Below are 18428 nucleotides of genomic sequence, written 5' to 3'. Positions count from 1 at the left end.
CCGCGCTTCCATACGGGAAGCTGGATGCGGGACAAAAGAAAGCGCTCATCGACGCAGGCTGCGGGTATCGGGGCCGTCTCCGGCCTCCGGGATACGCAGGCATGTCCTTCCACCTTACCAGCCGGAACGGCCCCCGACTGACGCGCACCGCCCCGGAGGCGCCTCACCCCTCCCGTTTTCCGGCACCGTCTGGGAGGGTGTGAGGACCCACACCAGGGGAATCATCGACAGAATCCACCGGGAGGACCTTCGTGACCGCAACCCCCGCCAGCCTGCTCGAGGAGGCACGCCAGCTCCACGGCGGCCTGACCGATCTGCGGCACCGTCTCCACCGGGAACCCGAGATCGGGCTGTCGCTGCCGCGGACCCAGCAGAAGGTCCTCGAATCCCTTGAGGGCCTCCCGTACGAGGTGACCCTCGGCACGGAGACCACCTCCGTCACCGCCGTGCTGCGCGGCACCGCCGCCTCGGCCGGCCGGCGGCCGACCGTGCTGCTGCGCGGCGACATGGACGCCCTCCCGGTGCAGGAACGCACCGGAGAGCAGTTCTCCTCCACCATCGACGGCGTCATGCACGCCTGCGGGCACGACCTGCACACCTCGATGCTCGCCGGTGCCGCCGGCCTGCTCGCCGCTTACCGGGACGAGCTGGCCGGCGACGTCGTGCTCATGTTCCAGCCCGGTGAGGAAGGGTACGACGGCGCGGCGGTGATGATCCGCGAGGGCGTCCTCGAGGCCTCCGGCCGGCTGCCTGATGCGGCCTACGGACTCCATGTGACCTCCTCTCTGCTGCCCAACGGGATCTTCGCCAGCAGGGGCGGCACGCTGATGTCGGCCTCGGACGGGCTCATGGTGACGGTCCGCGGCGCCGGCGGCCACGGCTCGGCCCCGCACACCGCGAAGGACCCGGTCACCGTGGCCGCCGAAATCGTCACGCAGCTGCAGGTGATGGTGACCCGGCAGTTCAATATGTTCGACCCGGTGGTGATCTCCGTAGGGGTGCTTCGGGCGGGCACGAAGCGGAACATCATTCCCGACACGGCCCGGATCGAGGCCACCGTGCGGACCTTCTCGGCGGAAAACCGGGAGAAGATGGCCGCCATCGCCCCGCGCCTGGTGCGCGGCATCGCCGAGGCGCACGGGCTGGAGGCCGACGTCGACTACGAGACCGAGTACCCGCTGACGGTGACGAACCTCTCGGAGACGCTCCACGCGCAGGAGCAGGTTGACGCGCTCTTCGGCCCCGGCCGGTACTCGGAGATGCAGCAGCCCCTGAGCGGTTCCGAGGACTTCTCGCGCATCCTGGAGGCGGTCCCCGGCAGCTTCGTCTTCCTCGCCGCCACTCCCCCGGGCGCCGACCCTCAGTCGGCACCGTTCAACCACTCGCCCCTGGCCGTGTTCGACGACAATGTCCTGGCCGACGGCGCCGCCCTGTACGCCCAGCTGGCGCTGTCCCGGCTGGCGTCCCTCGCCGCGGCGGGTGTCGGCTGACCGCCCGGCCGCCCCGCGCCGGGCACGCCGGGCGGTAGCCTTGAGGGTGATGAGCACCGAGCCCAACGCCCCGGCAACCACCCCGGCAGATCCCGAAACACCCGAACCGCCCCGCGGCCACCCCGTGTCCTTCGTTCGACGCGGTTCCCGGCTCCAGGGCCGCCGCCGCGAGGCGTGGGCCGAACTCGCCGGGGACTACCTGATCGACGTGCCGCGCGTGTCCGCCGACACGTCGGTGGACCCGGAGTACCGGTTCGACGCGACCGCTGCCTTCGGCCGGCACGCCCCGCTCGTGGTGGAGGTCGGCTCCGGGCTCGGTGAGGCGATCACCCATGCCGCCGAGCTGAACCCGGACCGCAACTTCCTGGCCTTAGAGGTGTACCGCCCCGGGCTTGCCCAGACGATGCTGCGGATCAGCCAGAAAGGCCTGACCAACGTCCGGGTGGCCCAGGTCAACGCCCCCGAGGCCCTGGCGGGAATGCTCGAGCCGGCCTCGCTCAGCGAACTCTGGGTCTACTTCCCGGACCCCTGGCACAAGGTGCGCCACCGGAAGCGGCGCCTGGTGAAGGAAAGCTTCGTCGAGCTCGCCGCCCGGGTGCTTGAACCCGGGGGACTGTTCCGGCTGGCCACCGACTGGTCCGACTACGCCGTGCAGATGCGCTCGGCCCTCAACGCCTCGCCGATGTTCGGCAACCTCCACGCCGGCGAGCGCACCGGAGAGATGAGCCCCCTCACCCAGGTATGGGAGAGCGGTGTGGAATCGGTGGTCGGCGGCGCCCCGGTCCGTGAAGGCAAAGACCCCGTCAGCACCGGCAACACCGGAATCAACGAGGGCACTGACACCCTGGGCGGCTGGGCTCCGCGGTACGAGGGCCGCCCGCTGACCAGCTTCGAGAACAAGGCGCTCGAGGCCGGACGCATGGTCTTTGACCTCACCTACCGCCGCACGGACCTGCCCACCGGGTAGGTCCGCATTGCGGCACCGCCCGGAGCGCGTCCCTGCAGCGGTTCAGTGCAGCGGTTCAGTGGAGCGGTTCAGTGGAGCGGTTCAGTGGAGCTTTGTGACCCAGTCGCGGGGAACAGCCCCTGCCGGCCCCGGCGAGCCCTGCTTCAACGGGCGGTGCTGGGGCGGCGCAAGCTTCATTCCCTGCGTGTAGGAACCGGTCTCATAGTTCCAGAACCAGTCCTCACCCGGCTCGAAGGAGGCGATGATGGGATGGCCGGACTCCGCCGAATGCCGGCTCGCATGCTGGCTCGGCGAGGAGTCGCAGCACCCGATGTGCCCGCACTGGGCGCACCGCCGCAGGTGCAGCCACCACCCCTGACTGCCGAGGCACTCGACGCAGCCGGTGCCCGAGGGCGCCGCCGTGGGAACGATCCCTGTCGCTTCGCTCATTCGCTGGATCCTTTCCGAGTCCGGCCGGGCAGCTTCGTGCGGCGGACCGCCGCCGTCGTTCTGTTCTACACCGAGCCGGCGGTGGAGGCCAGAGTCCCTGCCCGTATGACGCCAAGGCCGCCGGCGTAACGATCCGCGCATCCTTTAGCGAGCTGGGCCTCGAACATACATCCAGGTCAGCCCTTTCACCCTGTCGCCGTGGATACTCCCGACCCTGTCCCGGCCGCCCGTGACCCTGCGGGAAAGGATGGCTTCGCCCCGACGGCGGTGGGCATGCAGGAGGCGATCGCATCCTGCGACATCTCGACCGCCCGCAGCGCCGAGCATTACTCCTTCCTGGCGTTCAGCCTGATGTCGTCCCCGAACACCCGGTCCGTCAACATCAAGGTCGTGGCATGAGCCGCTGGCCGGCCTTCGACACCGCATCCGGGTCCGGCGGCTCAGAACGCCGTAGAGGCCAAGTCCTTCTCGCCGTCCACCATGGCAGCGATGATGCGCTCGGCGACGGCCTGCGGATCCTTGCCCTGCGGCAGCCGCGGGGCGGTGCCCGCGAGGGTCCGTTCGGTCAGGCCGGTCTCCGTGTGCGGGGGGCGCACATCCAGCACCCGGGATCCCTGGCGGCGCAGTTCAAGGCTGAGTGCCTTGCCGTAGGCGCTCAGTGCCGCCTTGGTGGCGGAGTAGGCGGCCATGCCCGCGGTGGGCCGCTCGGCGACGACGGCGCTGAGCTGGACGACGACGGAGTCTTCGGCCAGCCGCGGCGCCAGCTGGCGCATCAGGCGCATGTACCCGAGCAGGTTCACCAGCATCAGCTCATCCAGGGTGTCGTCGTCGACCTCCACGGCCGGCCCGAAGGCGACGACGCCGGCGGCGAAGATGATGCCGTTCAGCTCCCGTCCGTATGCGGCCGCCGCGATATCCGAGGGTGCGCTGAGCCGGCCGAGGTCGGCCGCGACGGTGCCGGCAGCGGCACCGCCCAACTCGCCGGCAAGGGCGGCCAGCTTGGCCTCCGACCGTCCACTCAGGGTCAGGAGGGCTCCCCGGGCGGCAAGGCCGCGCGCGAGCGCGGATCCCAGCACTCCGGTGGCACCGACGACAAGGAAGTGGGATCCGTTCAGCTCCATGCGGCGAGTGTACCAACGCAGGGTTGAGGGCGGTCCGGCTACGCTGGGGCAATGGGCGAGATTAAGACCTGGCAGGCGATGGCCGACAAGAATGCGGAACGGCTCCAGCGCACCACGGGCCGCAGCGTTGAGGAGTGGGTGGAGGCCGCCCGCTGCGCCGGCGTCGACTCCCGGGCGGCGCTCGCGGCCTGGCTGAAACCCCAGGGGGTGACCGGCTACAGCCTGATGAGCGTGGACTGGGCGATGTTCGGCTACCCGGATTTCATCCTTCGATCCGGAGACGAACTGTACGAGGGCCAGTACGCGGACCGGCAGGCGCTGCGGCCCATCGGGGACCGGCTCCTCGCCTGGGCACTCGACACCGACGGCGTCGAGGTGCAGATGCGCAAGACCTACACCTCACTGCAGACGGCGCGCCGGAAGTTCGCGCAGGTCACCCCGGCGACGAAGTCCGCCGTCGACGTGTTCCTGCGCTTCGCCCGCCCGAACGATCCGCGCGCCGAGCCGGCGCGGGCGGCCAAGGACGATCCGTTCCGCTGGCGGATCCGCCTGAAGACAGTCGACGATATTGACGACGCGGTGCTGCAGGCCCTTACTGCGGCCCGGGACGAAAGCCTCTAGCCCGCTGTTCCTTGAGCCGGGCCAGCTCAAGGCGCGCAGCGGAGTCGGCCTCGAGCTCCTCGAACGCCTCCTGGACCCGCTGTGAGGAAGGATCCGACCAGGCCAGTTCCTCACGGGCGGCGGCGAGTGCCTGCAGGCGGCGCACCTCCCGCTCGGCTTCCCGGGCGGCGAGCTCCCCGCCCCCGATCGGGCCCGCCGAGGCGCGCAGTGCCTCCTGGGCCCGCACCGAGGCCTCGGCCGCGGCCTGCTGGGCCAGCAGGGCCTGGTGCCGGAGCCAGCTGTCGGACATCCGTTCCTCAAGCCGTGCGACGTCGGCGGCGAGCCGCCGGGCCTGAACGTCGATCTCCTGAAGCTGCCCGCTGAGGGTCTGCAGGTGCTTCGCGGCACCCAGCTGGGCTCGCAGGGCTTCCCGGGCGGCGTTGTCATCGCCACGGGCGACCGCGGCCGCGGCGTGCGCCTCGAAGTGGCGCACCCGCGCGGCGGCCTCGCCGGCCAGGATTTCGAGGCGGCGCCGGTGCGCGGCGACATCGGCGGCTCCCCGCCGTGCCTGATCCAGGGCTGCGTGCTGCGCCCGCTGTGCGTTGGCTGCGGTCACCCGAGGGTCCTCGACGGGCTGGGCGGCGGCCTTGTTGGCGCGGACGATCCGCGAGATGCGCCGGGAAAGGGACATCGCTGCCCTGCCGGGGCCTAGGAGCGGCGGAGCGGCGCCGTCATGACGCCCTCCGGACCCCGTAGGCGGTAAGCCATGAATGCATGGCGCTGATCTCCATGGTCAGCCGGGCACCGCTGCGTTCCAGCTCGAGCCGGTCCATGGAGCCTGAACCCCGCAGCAGGCAGCGCCGGAGGTCAACCGAGAGTCCCTCAAGGGAGCGCACATGACGGGCGAGGTCCGCCGTCAGTTCCCGTTTCAGGGCCCGGTTCGGCTCCCGGTCGGCCATGCGCAGGTGGTCTCCGACGGAGGCGGCGGCCCGTTCGAGCTCTTCCGCGGCGGCGGGCAGGTTGCCCACCGGCCAGCCGCGTTGCACGGCTTCGGCGAGGGCCCGCCGGTTGGCCTGATTGGAGCGGCGGAGCTCCAGGGCCAGCCGGGCCGGCTCCCTCACGGTCCGGTCCATGGCGAGGGAGTGAAGGGTCAGGACGCCGTTATCGGCCGCGCGCCGCATCAGTCCTGAACGCCGGATCCGCCGGACGGCCAGCCAGAGCAGCGCGGTGGAGGTCAGGCCCATGAGGAGCAGGATGATGCCGAACACCATCAGCAGCTGAAGAAATCCGTCCATCAGTACAGGGTCCTCGGGGAGCGGGAGCGGAGCATGCCTCTAGTGTGCCCTGCGGGTGCGGCGATTTCCAGATTTTGGCCGCTGAAATCCACCGGGCCGTGCCGTCCGCTCAGTTGCGGGCGATGTCCGGGCGCCAGACCATGACGGCCTGGCTGCGGGCCCGCGGGCGCTGGCCCCGGGCCAGGGTGACGACGTCGCCGGCCAGCCCGGCGGCGAACACCCGGCTGGGATCGGGCTGACCGCGGCGCTGCGCCAGTTCGGAGCTGAGTTCCCGGACCCTCTGCTGCAGCGCCGACACCTGGTTCTCGAGTTCGAGGATGCGGCGGATCCCTTCGAGGGAAACCCCTTCGTGGGACAGCCGCTGGATCTCGCGGAGGGTGCTGACGTCCTTCTGGGAGTACCGCCGGGCGCGCCCGGGAGCCCGGCTCGGTGTGACGAGGCCGAGCCGGTCGTACTGGCGCAGCGTCTGCGGGTGCATGTCGGCCAGCTCGGCGGCGACCGAGATGACATAGATCGGCATCTGACTATCCATGATGGCCTCCTTCCGGGTGCCGCGTGCGGGGGACGGGTGTGCGGTTAGAGCCGGGCCTTGGCCGCCAGGCCCGCGCGGGGGTTGGCGTCGGCGGTCGCGGCGGCGAACGCCTCAACCGCGGCGGCGGCCTCCTTGGAGAGGTTCTGGGGCACCACGACGTCGATGGTCACAAGCAGGTCCCCGGTCACCTTCGGTGTGGACACCCCGCGGCCCTTGAGCCTCAGCGTCCTGCCCGAGGGGGTACCCGGCGGGACCTTCATCTTGACCAGGTCGCCGGTGATGGTCGGCACTTCGATCTGCGCGCCGAGTGCTGCCTCAGGAAAGGTCACGGGCACGTGGACCTTGATGTTGTCGCCGTCGCGCTGGAAGAGCGGATGATCCTTGACGTTCACCGTGACCATGAGGTCGCCGCTGCCCGCCGGCCCCGACTGGCCGCGTCCGCGCACCCGCACCTTCTGGCCGTCCTTGATGCCGGCCGGGATGCGGACGTCGATGACCTCCCCGGAGGGCTCGCGCAGTCCGATGGTGGTGCCCTTGATGGACCCGGCGAAAGAGATGGTGGTGCTGGCGGTGCGGTCGGCGCCCTTGCGCGGCGGCGCGTCGAAGCCGCCGCCGAACCCGCCGCCGCCGCCGCCGAAGAGGTCGGCGAACTCGGGCGGGAGGTTGCTGTAGCTGTTGCCGCCGCGGGTGCGGGGCCCGGCGCTCTGGCCGAAGAGGTTTCCGAAGATGTCCTCGAAGCCGGCGCTGCCGCCCGGCGCCCCGGCGCCGGCGGCGGTGAAGCGGGCGCCGCCGCCCATGGCGCGGATGGCGTCGTACTGCTGGCGCTGCTCGGAGTCGGACAGCACGGAGTACGCCTCGGAGACGTCCTTGAACATGCGTTCGGACCCGGCGTCGCCCTGGTTCTGGTCAGGGTGGTGCTTGCGGGCGAGTTTGCGGTACGCCTTTTTGATGTCGGCGTCGGTCGCGTCCTTGGAGACACCGAGGATCTTGTAAAAATCCTTATCGACCCAATCCTGACTAGCCAATTGGAGTCTCCTTTCACTGCTTCTTAACGATGTAGGGAACAGTACCTGCAGGAGGCACTGCCGACGCTGGCCGGGTTCCCGGGGAAGGCGGCTTTAATACTTCCGGCGAGCTCTGCGAGCGGGAAGTTTCGTTGCCGCCGTCCGGGGACCCGGCCAGCATTGACGGAGCTTACTCCGGTACTGCGACGATCACTTGCGCCGCCCGCAGCACGCGGTCGCCCTTGCGGTAGCCGGCGCGGAGTACCTGGCTGACGCTGTCGGCCTGGACGTCCGCGCTGGGCTGCTGGATGAGCGCCTCGTGGATGTTCGGGTCGAACGCCACGCCGGTCTCGTCGATGCGGGTCAGCTCGTACGCCTTGAGGGCGTTTTCGAACTTGCCCGCGATCGCCGCGAACGGTCCGTCGGCAAGGTCGCCGTGCTGGCGCGCGGCGTCGATGTCGTCGAGGACCGGCATCAGCGAGTTCAGAACGCCGATGACGGCCTGATCGCGTGCAACGTCGCGGTCCCGCTCGACGCGGCGCCGGTAGTTGACGTACTCGGCCTGCAGCCGGAGCAGGTCGTTGCGCAGTTCGGCGATGACCTCCGTCACCGGCGCGTCCTCGCCCTCGCCGGCCTCGTTGAGGATGGCCTCGGCCTGGGCGAGCGCGTCGCCGTCGGCGGAGTCCGGGACGGCCGGCGCCGGGGGCGCCTGCTCCCCGGCCGCCCCGGACACCGGCTCGGCCGGTGCCGGGTCGCCGGCGTCCTTCTGCTGCCCACGGACGGCGCCCGTTTCAGGGTCGATCTTGCGGTTGTCCCGGAAGCTCACTGGCTCTGACTGGTGCTCTTCTTCATTTCCGTGGTGCGGCATGGTTACTTCTTTTCTTCGTCGACAACCTCGGCGTCAACGATGTCATCGTCCTCCGCCGGGGCGGGGCCGGATCCGTCGGCCGATGCTCCGGGGCCGCTCTGTCCGTCCTGCTGGGCGGAGGCGTAGATGGCTTCGCCGAGCTTGGACTGGGAGGCCTGCAGCTTCTCGAACGCGGTCTTCACCTCGTCCTCGTTGTCCTGGGACTCGAGCGCCTTCTTGAGGGCGTCGACGTCGGCCTGAACCTCGGTCTTAACCTCCTCGGGCAGCTTGTCCGAGTTGTCGGCGATGAGCTTGTCGACGGAGTAGGCGAGCTGCTCGGCGGCATTGCGGGTGTCGGCTGCCTCACGGCGGGCCTTGTCCTCGGCTGCGTGCTCCTCGGCCTCGCGGACCATGCGGTCGATGTCTTCCTTGGAAAGGGAGGAGCCACCGGTGATGGTCATCGACTGCTCGGTGCCGGTGCCCTTGTCCTTGGCGGACACGTGCACGATGCCGTTGGCGTCGATGTCGAAGGTGACCTCGACCTGCGGCACTCCGCGCGGGGCCGGCGCGATGCCGGTCAGCTCGAAGGTGCCCAGCGGCTTGTTGTCGCGGGTGAACTCGCGCTCGCCCTGGAAGACCTGGATCGCCACGGACGGCTGGTTGTCGTCGGCGGTGGTGAAGGTCTCGGACCGCTTGGTCGGGATGGCGGTGTTGCGCTCGATGAGCTTGGTCATCATGCCGCCCTTGGTTTCGATGCCGAGGGAGAGCGGGGTGACGTCGATCAGCAGGACGTCCTTGCGCTCGCCCTTCAGCACACCGGCCTGCAGTGCGGCGCCGACCGCGACGACCTCATCGGGGTTGACGCCCTTGTTGGGCTCCTTGCCGCCGGCGAGCTCCTTGACCAGCTCGGAGACCGCGGGCATGCGGGTGGAGCCGCCGACCAAGATGATGTGGTTGATGTCCGAGACCTTGATGCCTGCCTCGGAGATCACATCGTGGAACGGCTTCTTCGTGCGGTCGAGCAGGTCCTTGGTGAGGTCCTGGAACTTGGCGCGGGAGAGGTGCTCGTCCAGGTGCACCGGTCCCTCCGGGGTGACGGAGAGGTACTGCAGGGAGATGTTGGTCGAGGTGGCCGAAGAGAGTTCCTTCTTGGCCTGCTCCGCGGCCTCCTTCAGGCGCTGCAGGGCGATCTTGTCCTTGGACAGGTCGGCACCCTTGGCCTTGGCCTGCGCGAGCAGGAAGTCGACGACGCGCTGATCCCAGTCGTCGCCGCCCAGGCGGTTGTCACCGGAGGTGGAGCGGACCTGGATGGTGGAGAACTGGTCCTCGTCCTTGCCGACTTCGAGCAGGGAGACGTCGAAGGTTCCGCCGCCGAGGTCGAACACGAGGATGAGCTCGTCTTCCTTGCCCTTGTCCAGGCCGTACGCGAGCGCGGCGGCGGTGGGCTCATTGACGATGCGCAGCACCTTCAGGCCTGCGATCTCGCCGGCCTCCTTGGTGGCCTGGCGCTCGGCGTCGTTGAAGTACGCGGGAACGGTGATGACGGCGTCGGTCACCTTCTCGCCAAGGTAGGACTCGGCGTCGGTCTTCAGCTTCTGAAGGATGCGGGCCGAGATTTCCTGGGCGGTGTACTTCTTGTCGTCGACGGGGATGGACCAGTCGGTGCCCATGTGGCGCTTGACCGACGCGATGGTGCGGTCGATGTTGTTGACGGCCTGGCGCTTGGCGATTTCGCCGACCAGCACCTCACCGGCCTTGGAGAACGCAACGATGGAGGGCGTGGTGCGCGCGCCCTCGGCGTTCGCGATAACGGTGGGCTCGCCGCCTTCGAGGACTGAAACAACTGAGTTGGTGGTTCCGAGGTCAATGCCTACTGCACGTGACATGCAAGTTTCCTTTCGACAGCCCGGGAATGTGCTGGCCGCTCAACCGCCGGGCGCGTAGATTGAGCGTTCTTCACTCAACTGTACTCCGCCCTCGACGAGAGTCAAACCAAAGTTGAGCCTGCCCTGCTCAACTTTGAAATGTTGGGAAACATTCCGGCTGATACAGGGGGCTCGCCGGGCCCTTGGAGGCCAGGGCGTGGCTGACCAGTTGGTGTACCACCGGATCGTTGGGCGCCTGGTCGTGCTCGATCGGGTCGAGCGGGCACTTGTCCTGAAGGGTGATGTTCGTAACCTGCCGGGCCGGCCCGCTGAGGAACTGGCTCGGATAGGGAGTGACGACCTCGTCGTACTTCGTGGAAAGCACGGTGTAGAACGGCCCGTTGACCGTGTCGCCGATCGAGTTCAGCTTCGCAAGGAAGGCCGACCCCGCTTCCTGGTCCGCGCACGCCTGGCAGAGGAAACCCGCGTCGCCGGTGCCCAGAGGGACCTGGTCCGGCGTCGGCGCAATAACCCCTTCGGTTCCGTGGTTGGACGACGCAATCCCGACGAGGTGATTGACCTTTTTCGCTCCGCCGAGGAACCCGAGGTAGTACCGGGGCATCATTCCGCCCTGGCTGTGCCCCACCATGTCCACTTTCTGGGCCCCGGTGGCGCCCAGCACCCCGTCAACGAAGGAGGCGAGCTCTCCGGCGGAGTCGGCAATGGGCCCGGTGGCGTCGACGCCGTTGGTGGTGCCGTAGTTGAGGGCGAAGACGCAGTAGCCCTCGGCCGCCAGGCGGGGCGAGAGAGTCGACCAGTTCTTCGCCATGCTCTCGAAGGTGCCGGGAACCAGCACCACGGGCCGCGGGTGCTCGGCGCTGGGCTTGCAGGACCAGTCATTGGCTCCGGGCGGGGCGATGTCCGGAGTGTCGGCCGACGCGGGTGCTCCCGCCTTGCCCGCCTCGGGGCAGGCCTCCGGGCGGCTGGACTCAGGCGCGGTGGGCCGCCACCTCACGGTGCTCGTGCTCACCGGTGTCGGGCCCGGCGGCGCGGTGGGCCGGCGCCTGGCCCTTGGCCAGCGCGGAGGGCCACCAGATGCGCGGGCCCAGGTCATAGGCCAGCGCCGGCACCAGCAGCGACCGCACCAGAATGGTGTCAAGCAGCACGCCGAAGGCGACGATGAAGGCGATCTGCGCGAGGAAGAGGATCGGGATGACGCCCAGGGCGGCGAAGGTGGCCGCCAGCACCACCCCCGCGGAGGTGATGACGCCGCCGGTCACGCCCAGCCCGCGCAGGATCCCGGGCCGGGTGCCGAGCCGCAGCGACTCCTCGCGGACCCGGGTCATGAGGAAGATGTTGTAATCCACCCCCAGCGCCACGAGGAACACGAAGCCGAACAGCGGCACGGAGGCGTCGGCCCCGTCAAAGCCGAGCAGGTTGTTGAAGACCAGCGCCGAGACGCCCAGGGCCGTCGCATACGAGAGCACGACGCTCAGGATCAGCAGCACCGGCGCCACGACGGCGCGCAGCAGGAGCATCAGGACCACCAGGATGACGGCGAGGACGATGGGGATGATCTTGCCCAGGTCGGCCACCGCGGTGTCGTTGGTGTCGACGGCGATCGCCGTCACGCCTCCGACCAGCGAGTCGGGGCTCTGCTGCTCCAGTTCGGCGCGGAGGTCCCGCACCACGTTCTCGGCGTCCTCGGAGTCGGCCTGGAACTGCAGCGTGCCGCTGATCAGCACCCGGCCGTCGTTGACCTCGACGGCTCCGGCGGGGTCGGTGGCGAGGGCCGCCTCGGAGATGCCGGGGGTGTCCCCGACGAGGTCCAGGACGCGGTCCCGGTCCTCTTCGGGGGCGATGACGGCGATCGGGCTGCCGGCGCCTGCGTCGAAGTGGCGGCCGAGCGCTTCCTGCCCGTCGACGGCGTTGGATGAGCTCAGGATCACTTCCGACTGCGGTACACCGCTGGCCTGCAGCTGGGTGAGCCCGAGCGCTCCGGCCCCCAGGATGACCAGGGAGCCGATCCAGACCGCACGGTACCGGCGGGCCACCAGGACGGCGGCCGCCCGCCACAGCCCGCGCAGGCCCTCGGTGCCCGCGGGCCCGCCGGTGGAGGCGTTCCGGGCGGTGGCCCCCACCTTCGGCCGCAGCGGCCAGAAGGCGGCGCGGCCGAAGATCAGCAGAAGGGCTGGGAGCAGGCTCAGCGCGGCCGCCAGGGAGAAGACGATGCCGATGGCAGCGATGGGCCCGAGGCTGCGGTTCGAGTTCAGGTCGGAGAAGAGAAGGCACAACAGCCCCAGGATCACGGTGGCCGCCGAGGCCGCGATGGGCTCAACCGATCCGCGGTAGGCCCGCTTCATGGCCTCCCAGGTGGACTGCACCTCCCCCAGGCTCTCCCGGAAACGGGCCACCAGGAGCAGCGCGTAGTCGGTCGCCGCGCCGATCACGAGGATGGAGAGGATGCCCTGGCTCTGGCCGCTGAGCTGGATCCAGTCCCACTTGGCGAAGGCGAACACCACGAGAATGGAGGTGGCCAGGGCGAACACCGAGGTCAGCAGGACAAGGAACGGCAGCACCAGGGAGCGGTAGACGCCGAGCAGGATGAGGAACACGCAGCCCAGCGCCACACCGAGCAGGATCCCGTCGATGCCGCCGAAGGCGCTGACCAAGTCGGCGGTGAACCCCGCCGGCCCGGTGACGTAGCCGGTGGCGCCGTCTGGCAGTTCCGCATTGAGCACCTCCCGCAGCTCGGCGACCACCTCGCCCAGTTCGGCGTCGGCCGAGACGAAGGCGAGGTACTGCACGGCGCCGAGGTCCTCCGACGGGATGGGCCCGACGACGGTGGGGCCGCCGCCGGCCGGCGCCTCGAGGCCCTCGACCTCGGCGAGCTGCCCTGCGACGGCGGCGTAGGCGCCGAGCTCACCGGGCGCGATGTCCTGCGCGGACTCGGCGACGAGAACGGCCGGCACCGCGTCGGAGTCCCGGAACTGCTCCTCGAATTCGCCGGCGGCAGTGGACTCGGCGCTTGCGGGCAGGAAGGACGCCTGGTCGTTGCTCGAGACCTCCTCGAGCCGGCCGAAGGTGGGGCCGCCGAAGCCGGCGCCGACCAGCCAGACCAGGACGATGAGGGCCGGGAGCAGGACGCGCAGCCAGGTGCTTTTCATGATGGGCCTTCCAAAGTAATTATCTCTGCGGTCGAGTATATCCATGATGGAGATAAATGCGGAAGGGGCCTAGAGTAGGAACGGGAAGCGAGGTGCAACAGTGGGTAAGGACAACCGGGCGGCCATCCTGGCCCTCCTGCAGCAGTTCACGGCGGAGACCGAGCGCTATGTCGATGTGGTCAGCGCCAAGGACGCCCTGCACCGGACCGACCTGCACGCCCTGGGCATCCTCGTCGGGGCGGCCCGGTCGGGGACAACTGTCACTCCGGGCAGGCTGCGTGAGGAACTGAACCTCAGTTCCCCCGCGACGACGGCCCTGATCGACCGGCTCACCACCGCCGGGCACGTCACCCGCGCCCGCAGCGACATCGACCGCCGGCAGGTGCACCTGGAGATGACCGAGAAGGCGCAGGCTGCCGGGTCACGGCTCTTCGCGCCCCTCGCGCAGCACATTTCGGCGGCGCTCGATCAGTTCAGCGACGACGAGCTCGCCCTGCTGAGCACGATGCTGGAGCGCATCACCGCGGCAACGATTACTGCGAAGAATGACGCCGGGAGGCTGCCCAGACCGGCACCGGGCGCTACCCTCGGACCATGAACAGCGAGGTGTACTCCCACGGCCACCACCCCAGCGTCACCCAGGCACACGCCGCCCGCACCCTCGCGGATTCCGGCGCCTACCTGATCGGGCACCTGCGGCCGGGCATGGACGTGCTCGATGTGGGCTGCGGGCCCGGGAGCATCACCGCCGACCTGGCGCGCGCCGTTGCCCCCGGTACCGTGACGGGCCTCGACCGCTCGCCCGAGGTGGTGGCCGAGGCCGCCGGCCTCGCCGCGGACCTGCCCACTGTGCGCTTCCAGACCGGGAACGTCTACGACCTCGACTTCCCCGATGAGAGCTTCGACCTCGTCCACGCCCACCAGGTCCTGCACCACCTTGCCGATCCGGTGGCGGCCCTGCGCGAGATGCGCCGGGTCGCCCGCCCCGGCGGACTGGTGGCGGTACGCGACGCCGACTACGCCGCCATGACCTGGTACCCCCGGCTTCCGGAGCTGGACGAGTGGATGGAGCTCTACCAGCGGATCGCCCGCGGCAACGGTGCCGAACCCGACGCCGGACGCCGCCTGCTCGGCTGGGCGCAGGACGCCGGGTTCCAGGACGTCGAGGTTTCCTCCTCGAACTGGCTCTACGCCACCGACGAACGCCGCCGCGCTCACTCGGAGTCCTGGGCCGCACGGGTGCTTCACTCGGCGTTCGCCGACCAGGCGCTGGAACGGGGACTTGCAGACCGGGACGACCTCGAACGCATCTCGGCCGGGTGGCTCGCGTGGGGGCGCGCGCCGGAGGCCACCTTCCTCATGCCGAGCACGGAGATCCTAGCCCGCCCCTGACCCGGGCCCGAAGGCGGGACCGGCAGCGGCCACGAATTACTATGAACAGGTGAACCCCTCGGTCTGGCTCGCGCTCCTGGGCGCCGGCACCCTCATCAGCTTCACCCCCGGCGCCGGCGCGGTGAACACCATGAGCAACGCGCTCACTGTCGGCTTCCGCCGGGCGATCTGGGGCATCGCCGGCCAGCAGGCCGGGCTCCTGATCCACATTCTCGTCGTCGCGGCCGGGCTCGGGCTGCTCGTCGCCAGCTCCCCGGTGGCCTTCAGCATCATCCGCTATGCGGGCGCCGCGTACCTGATCTATCTCGGCGTCCGGAAGTTCCTGGCGGCACCGGAGCCCGAGGAAACCGCCTCCACCCGCCGTCTGGAGGGCCCGCTCTCCATGTTCCGGCGCGGGCTGTGGGTGAACCTGCTCAACCCGAAGGCGGTCGTCTTCTTCCTGGCATTCATCCCGCAGTTCATCGAACCCCAGAAGCCGCTGCTGGGCCAGTACGGCGTGCTTGCGGGAACGGTGGTGGCCATCGACGTGCTGGTGATGTGGTTCTTCTACGCCGCCGCGGCACGCTCCTTCCAGCGCTACACCCGCAGCCACCGCGGGCAGAAGGCCCTCAACCGGGTCTTCGGCTCCCTTTTCGTCACCGTGGGGGTGCTCCTTGCCTTCGCCTGATGCCCCTCCCTGCGCCATCCCCCGCCTGCCCCCCGGCACCCGGTGGAAGTAGCAATGGAAGCCCATTCCGGCCGCGCCGGCGTCCCCCTCATCCTCGCCGTGGACGGGCGTTCCGGCGCGGGCAAGACCACCCTGGCCGTGGAACTCGCGGCGCTGCTGCGCGAACACCACCGCGTGAGCCTGTTCCACCTCGAGGAGATCTACCCCGGCTGGGACGGACTCGCCGGGGGCCTGGACCGCTACGTCGAGTCGGTCCTGCGCCCCCTGGCCGCCGGGGGCACGGCCACCTGGCACGCCTGGGACTGGGAGCACGGAACCGACGGCCCGCTGCGGAGCACCGAACCGGCCGAGATCGTTCTCGTGGAAGGCGTCGGGGCCTCCTGCGCCGCCGCCCGGCCATACCTCGACGCCGCCCTGTGGGTCGAGGCGCCCGACGACGCCCGCCGCAACAGCGCCCTCACCCGGGACGGCGACACGTTCGCCCCGTTCTGGCAGCGCTGGGCCGAGCAGGAACTCGCCTGGCTCGCCCAGGACGACCCGGCCGGCAACGCGGACCTCATCGTGCAAGGCCACAGCGGCAGAGGCACCCCGCACGAGGTCCGGCTGGCCCTGTCCGGGCTGCCGCGCTGGGCCGCCCCCATGTCCCCGGAGCGCGCCGGGCGCCGCGGCCTGCGGGTCCACGCCGAGCGCCTGGAGCATGAACCCTCGACCCCGGAGGTGTTCGCCGAACTGTACGGCTCATCGCCCTCGGCGGTGTGGCTCGACAGCTCCGACGCCGGGTTAACCACCGCACCGGAGCGCAGCCGGTTCACCATCCTGGCCGACGACGGCGGCCGGTACGGCCAGTCGGTCCGCCACCGCGCCGGCCTCAGCGAGGTCACCGCGGGTGCCGTCACGGCGCGCATCTCCGGGCAGTTCTTCCGCTGGCTCGACGGCGTCTGGGGCCGCGGCAGCATGCGCGCGCCCGCCGGCTATGAGTGCGGCTTCGCCCTCGGCTGGCTGGGCTACCTCGGCTACGAACTGAAGCGGGAGACTGGAGGAACGTCCCTGCCGGCGGCTCCGCTTCCCGACGCGGCGCTGATCTTCGCCGGGCGCGCCGTCGTCGTCGACCACCAGCAGCGGTGCACCTTCCTGCTCACCCTCGGCGACGGCACGGCCGACCCGGAGTGCGGACGCTGGCTCGAGGCCGCCCGGGCCGCGGTGCTCGGCGCCCCGGCCCCGGGAAGCCGCGCCACCCGGAACACCGCGCCGGCCGGACCGGCCCCCGTCTTCACCGCCCGCGACACCCGCGCCGGGTATCTCGGCAAGGTTCAGGAATCCCAGGCCGAGATCGGGGAGGGCAACACCTACGAGGTCTGCCTGACCACCGTGCTGGAGGCCCGGCTCGAAGACGCCGTCGACCCGCTGCCGCTGTACCTGGCGCTGCGGGAGGCCAACCCCGCGCCCTTCGCCCACCTGCTGCGCTTCCCCGGCGCCGTGCTCGCCAGCACCTCCCCCGAGCGGTTCCTGCGGCTCGACGCCGACGGGTTCCTGCGCGCCGAGCCCATCAAGGGCACCCGGCGCCGCTCCGCCGACCCGGCGGAGGACGAAGCCCTCCGGCGGGACCTCGCTACGTCGCTGAAGGACCGCGCGGAGAACATCATGATCGTCGACCTGCTGCGCAACGACCTCTCGCACTTCGCCGTCCCGGGTTCCGTGACGGTCAGCCGCCTGTGCGCCATTGAAAGCTACGCCACCGTGCACCAGATGGTCAGCACCATCGACGCCCGGCTGCGGCCGGGGTCCTCACGCGCGGAGGCCGTCTCCGCGGCGTTCCCCGCCGGGTCGATGACCGGGGCGCCGAAGATCAGCACCATGGCCCTGCTCGACCGGCTGGAGGGGGCTCCGCGGGGCGCCTATTCCGGGGCGGCCGGCTACTTCTCCCTGACCGGCGCGGCGGACCTCGCCGTCGTCATCCGCACCCTCGTCCTCGAGGACGACGGCCGGGCCACCCGGGTCTCGCTCGGCGTCGGCGGGGCGATCACCGCCGACTCCGTGCCCGAGGAGGAATGGGAGGAAGTGCGCACCAAGGCCTTCGGCGTGCTGTCGGCCCTCGGGTCCCGCTTCCCCGACTGAGACCCGCCGCGGTCGTTATGCTGGCGGCATGACAGTTCTGGTGTTCCTTGATCCAGCCTTCGAGCACGGCCGCGTCGTCGATGCGTCCCAGCCCCAGCTCATGGCCACCGACCAGGGCGCGACGCGCGGCGACGGCGTCTTCGAATCCCTGCTCGCCGTCGACGGAGGCGTCCGCAAGGAACAGGCGCACCTTGCACGGCTGGCGTCGTCGGCCGAGGCCCTGCGCCTGGAGATTCCTGGCGCGGAAGTGTGGAGCCGGGCCATCCGCACCGCGCTCACGGAGTACGCCGCGTCAGCCCCCGGCCAGCCCGAGGCCGTGGTGAAGCTGATCGCCACCCGCGGGCTAGAGGGCGCAGGGCCCACGGCATGGGTTTCCGTCTCCCCCGTCCCGGCCGCCACGCGCCGGCAGCGGGAAACCGGCGTTTCGGTGCTGCTGCTCGACCGCGGCTATGACAGCACCGCCGCCCAGCACGCCCCCTGGCTGCTGCTGGGCGCCAAGACCCTCTCCTACGCGGTGAACATGGCGGCCATCCGCCACGCGAAGGAACACGGCGCCGACGACGTCATCTTCACCTCCTCCGACGGGAAGGTCCTCGAGGGGCCCACCTCCACGGTGCTGACCGCCCGCCACCGCGGCGGCGTCAAGACGCTCGTGACGCCCCAGCTAGAGAGCGGAATCCTGCCCGGAACCTCCCAGGGTGCGTTGTTCAAGGCGGCGGCCGAGACCGGCTGGCAGCTCGGTTACGGCCCGCTGGAGCCGAAGGACCTGCTGGAGGCTGACGCCGTCTGGCTGATTTCGAGCATCCGGCTGCTGACGCCAGTGACGGCAATTGACGGTACGGCCATCCCCACGGCACCGGAGCTCACCGCGGAACTCGCGGCGCTGGTCGACCGGTTCCTCTGACCGCGGCTCCCCTGCACCGGCTCTGGGCTCCGG

General features: G+C 70.3%; 19 protein-coding genes. 9 read left to right on the top strand and 10 right to left on the bottom strand.

The window, feature by feature from the left end; translation table 11 throughout:
* Nucleotides 1-251: 251 nt before the first annotated feature.
* On the top strand, nt 252-1490 hold the full coding sequence (locus GVV86_RS15110; protein WP_159803224.1) for a M20 metallopeptidase family protein: 1239 nt from the start codon (nt 252-254) through the stop codon (nt 1488-1490).
* Nucleotides 1491-1539: 49 nt separating this feature from the next.
* Complete coding sequence (gene trmB, locus GVV86_RS15105; protein ID WP_159803223.1) at nt 1540-2457, top strand: tRNA (guanosine(46)-N7)-methyltransferase TrmB; 918 nt, start codon at nt 1540-1542, stop codon at nt 2455-2457.
* An 81-nt stretch (nt 2458-2538) separates the two neighbouring features.
* Here the strand turns inward: trmB and GVV86_RS15100 are convergent, their stop codons facing one another.
* Complete coding sequence (locus GVV86_RS15100) at nt 2539-2886, bottom strand: UBP-type zinc finger domain-containing protein (RefSeq protein WP_159619949.1); 348 nt, start codon at nt 2884-2886, stop codon at nt 2539-2541.
* Nucleotides 2887-3084: 198 nt separating this feature from the next.
* Between GVV86_RS15100 and GVV86_RS15095 the strand changes: the two genes are divergently transcribed.
* Complete coding sequence (locus GVV86_RS15095; RefSeq protein ID WP_159803222.1) at nt 3085-3285, top strand: hypothetical protein; 201 nt, start codon at nt 3085-3087, stop codon at nt 3283-3285.
* Between the two features lie 41 nt (nt 3286-3326).
* On the opposite strand, the gene GVV86_RS15090 is transcribed toward GVV86_RS15095, so the two are convergent.
* Nucleotides 3327-4007 carry an SDR family NAD(P)-dependent oxidoreductase gene (locus GVV86_RS15090; RefSeq protein WP_159619945.1) on the bottom strand — a complete coding sequence of 227 codons (681 nt, stop codon included), beginning with the start codon at nt 4005-4007 and terminating at the stop codon, nt 3327-3329.
* Between the two features lie 51 nt (nt 4008-4058).
* Between GVV86_RS15090 and GVV86_RS15085 the strand changes: the two genes are divergently transcribed.
* On the top strand, nt 4059-4628 hold the full coding sequence (locus GVV86_RS15085) for a DUF5655 domain-containing protein (RefSeq protein WP_159803221.1): 570 nt from the start codon (nt 4059-4061) through the stop codon (nt 4626-4628).
* Here the strand turns inward: GVV86_RS15085 and GVV86_RS15080 are convergent.
* The 8 genes from GVV86_RS15080 to GVV86_RS15045 form a co-directional block, all read right to left on the bottom strand.
* The gene (locus GVV86_RS15080; protein WP_159619941.1) at nt 4600-5298 is read right to left on the bottom strand and encodes a PspA/IM30 family protein; all 699 of its coding nucleotides are present in this window, start codon (nt 5296-5298) and stop codon (nt 4600-4602) included. The two genes, GVV86_RS15085 and GVV86_RS15080, sit on opposite strands and share 29 nt — an antisense overlap.
* A gap of 40 nt (nt 5299-5338) precedes the next feature.
* Nucleotides 5339-5902 (bottom strand): hypothetical protein, encoded by a 564-nt coding sequence (locus tag GVV86_RS15075; protein ID WP_159803220.1) that lies wholly within the window; start codon nt 5900-5902, stop codon nt 5339-5341.
* Nucleotides 5903-6011: 109 nt separating this feature from the next.
* A complete protein-coding gene (locus tag GVV86_RS15070; protein WP_159619937.1) occupies nt 6012-6434 on the bottom strand; it encodes a heat shock protein transcriptional repressor HspR in 423 nt (140 codons plus the stop codon).
* A gap of 44 nt (nt 6435-6478) precedes the next feature.
* On the bottom strand, nt 6479-7459 hold the full coding sequence (locus GVV86_RS15065) for a DnaJ C-terminal domain-containing protein (RefSeq protein WP_159803219.1): 981 nt from the start codon (nt 7457-7459) through the stop codon (nt 6479-6481).
* Between the two features lie 169 nt (nt 7460-7628).
* The gene (locus GVV86_RS15060) at nt 7629-8306 is read right to left on the bottom strand and encodes a nucleotide exchange factor GrpE (RefSeq protein WP_159803218.1); all 678 of its coding nucleotides are present in this window, start codon (nt 8304-8306) and stop codon (nt 7629-7631) included.
* A gap of 2 nt (nt 8307-8308) precedes the next feature.
* Nucleotides 8309-10171 carry a molecular chaperone DnaK gene (gene dnaK, locus GVV86_RS15055; RefSeq protein ID WP_159619931.1) on the bottom strand — a complete coding sequence of 621 codons (1863 nt, stop codon included), beginning with the start codon at nt 10169-10171 and terminating at the stop codon, nt 8309-8311.
* A 127-nt stretch (nt 10172-10298) separates the two neighbouring features.
* A complete protein-coding gene (locus tag GVV86_RS15050) occupies nt 10299-11180 on the bottom strand; it encodes an esterase/lipase family protein (protein ID WP_201291469.1) in 882 nt (293 codons plus the stop codon).
* Complete coding sequence (locus tag GVV86_RS15045) at nt 11140-13317, bottom strand: MMPL family transporter (RefSeq protein ID WP_159803216.1); 2178 nt, start codon at nt 13315-13317, stop codon at nt 11140-11142. Before GVV86_RS15045 ends, GVV86_RS15050 begins: the two co-directional genes overlap by 41 nt.
* A gap of 100 nt (nt 13318-13417) precedes the next feature.
* Between GVV86_RS15045 and GVV86_RS15040 the strand changes: the two genes are divergently transcribed.
* The 5 genes from GVV86_RS15040 to GVV86_RS15020 are packed head-to-tail and all read left to right on the top strand — an operon-like array spanning nt 13418 to nt 18395.
* Complete coding sequence (locus GVV86_RS15040; RefSeq protein WP_159803215.1) at nt 13418-13915, top strand: MarR family winged helix-turn-helix transcriptional regulator; 498 nt, start codon at nt 13418-13420, stop codon at nt 13913-13915.
* On the top strand, nt 13912-14709 hold the full coding sequence (locus GVV86_RS15035) for a methyltransferase domain-containing protein (RefSeq protein ID WP_159619923.1): 798 nt from the start codon (nt 13912-13914) through the stop codon (nt 14707-14709). Before GVV86_RS15040 ends, GVV86_RS15035 begins: the two co-directional genes overlap by 4 nt.
* A 49-nt stretch (nt 14710-14758) precedes the next feature.
* The gene (locus tag GVV86_RS15030; RefSeq protein WP_159619921.1) at nt 14759-15376 is read left to right on the top strand and encodes a LysE family transporter; all 618 of its coding nucleotides are present in this window, start codon (nt 14759-14761) and stop codon (nt 15374-15376) included.
* A 54-nt stretch (nt 15377-15430) separates the two neighbouring features.
* Nucleotides 15431-17491, top strand: a complete 2061-nt coding sequence (gene pabB / locus GVV86_RS15025) for an aminodeoxychorismate synthase component I (RefSeq protein ID WP_159619919.1) — start codon at nt 15431-15433, stop codon at nt 17489-17491.
* Between the two features lie 28 nt (nt 17492-17519).
* Nucleotides 17520-18395: an aminodeoxychorismate lyase gene (locus GVV86_RS15020; RefSeq protein ID WP_159619917.1), complete on the top strand. Its 876-nt coding sequence runs from the start codon at nt 17520-17522 to the stop codon at nt 18393-18395.
* The last annotated feature ends 33 nt before the right edge of the window (nt 18396-18428 follow it).

Origin of the sequence: Arthrobacter zhaoguopingii, from assembly GCF_009828595.1 — a bacterium.
GTDB classification, from domain to species: Bacteria; Actinomycetota; Actinomycetes; order Actinomycetales; family Micrococcaceae; genus Arthrobacter_D; species Arthrobacter_D zhaoguopingii.
This window is presented reverse-complemented; position numbering and strand designations above follow the sequence as displayed.

Coding starts and splice junctions, on each gene's coding strand:
- trmB (WP_159803223.1), top strand. CDS start 1,540: ATGAGCACCGAGCCCAACGCCCCGGCAACCACCCCGGCAGATCCCGAA.
- GVV86_RS15100 (WP_159619949.1), bottom strand. CDS start 2,886: ATGAGCGAAGCGACAGGGATCGTTCCCACGGCGGCGCCCTCGGGCACC.
- GVV86_RS15090 (WP_159619945.1), bottom strand. CDS start 4,007: ATGGAGCTGAACGGATCCCACTTCCTTGTCGTCGGTGCCACCGGAGTG.
- GVV86_RS15085 (WP_159803221.1), top strand. CDS start 4,059: ATGGGCGAGATTAAGACCTGGCAGGCGATGGCCGACAAGAATGCGGAA.
- GVV86_RS15080 (WP_159619941.1), bottom strand. CDS start 5,298: ATGTCCCTTTCCCGGCGCATCTCGCGGATCGTCCGCGCCAACAAGGCC.
- GVV86_RS15075 (WP_159803220.1), bottom strand. CDS start 5,902: ATGGACGGATTTCTTCAGCTGCTGATGGTGTTCGGCATCATCCTGCTC.
- GVV86_RS15070 (WP_159619937.1), bottom strand. CDS start 6,434: ATGGATAGTCAGATGCCGATCTATGTCATCTCGGTCGCCGCCGAGCTG.
- GVV86_RS15060 (WP_159803218.1), bottom strand. CDS start 8,306: ATGCCGCACCACGGAAATGAAGAAGAGCACCAGTCAGAGCCAGTGAGC.
- dnaK (WP_159619931.1), bottom strand. CDS start 10,171: ATGTCACGTGCAGTAGGCATTGACCTCGGAACCACCAACTCAGTTGTT.
- GVV86_RS15045 (WP_159803216.1), bottom strand. CDS start 13,317: ATGAAAAGCACCTGGCTGCGCGTCCTGCTCCCGGCCCTCATCGTCCTG.
- GVV86_RS15035 (WP_159619923.1), top strand. CDS start 13,912: ATGAACAGCGAGGTGTACTCCCACGGCCACCACCCCAGCGTCACCCAG.
- pabB (WP_159619919.1), top strand. CDS start 15,431: ATGGAAGCCCATTCCGGCCGCGCCGGCGTCCCCCTCATCCTCGCCGTG.
- GVV86_RS15020 (WP_159619917.1), top strand. CDS start 17,520: ATGACAGTTCTGGTGTTCCTTGATCCAGCCTTCGAGCACGGCCGCGTC.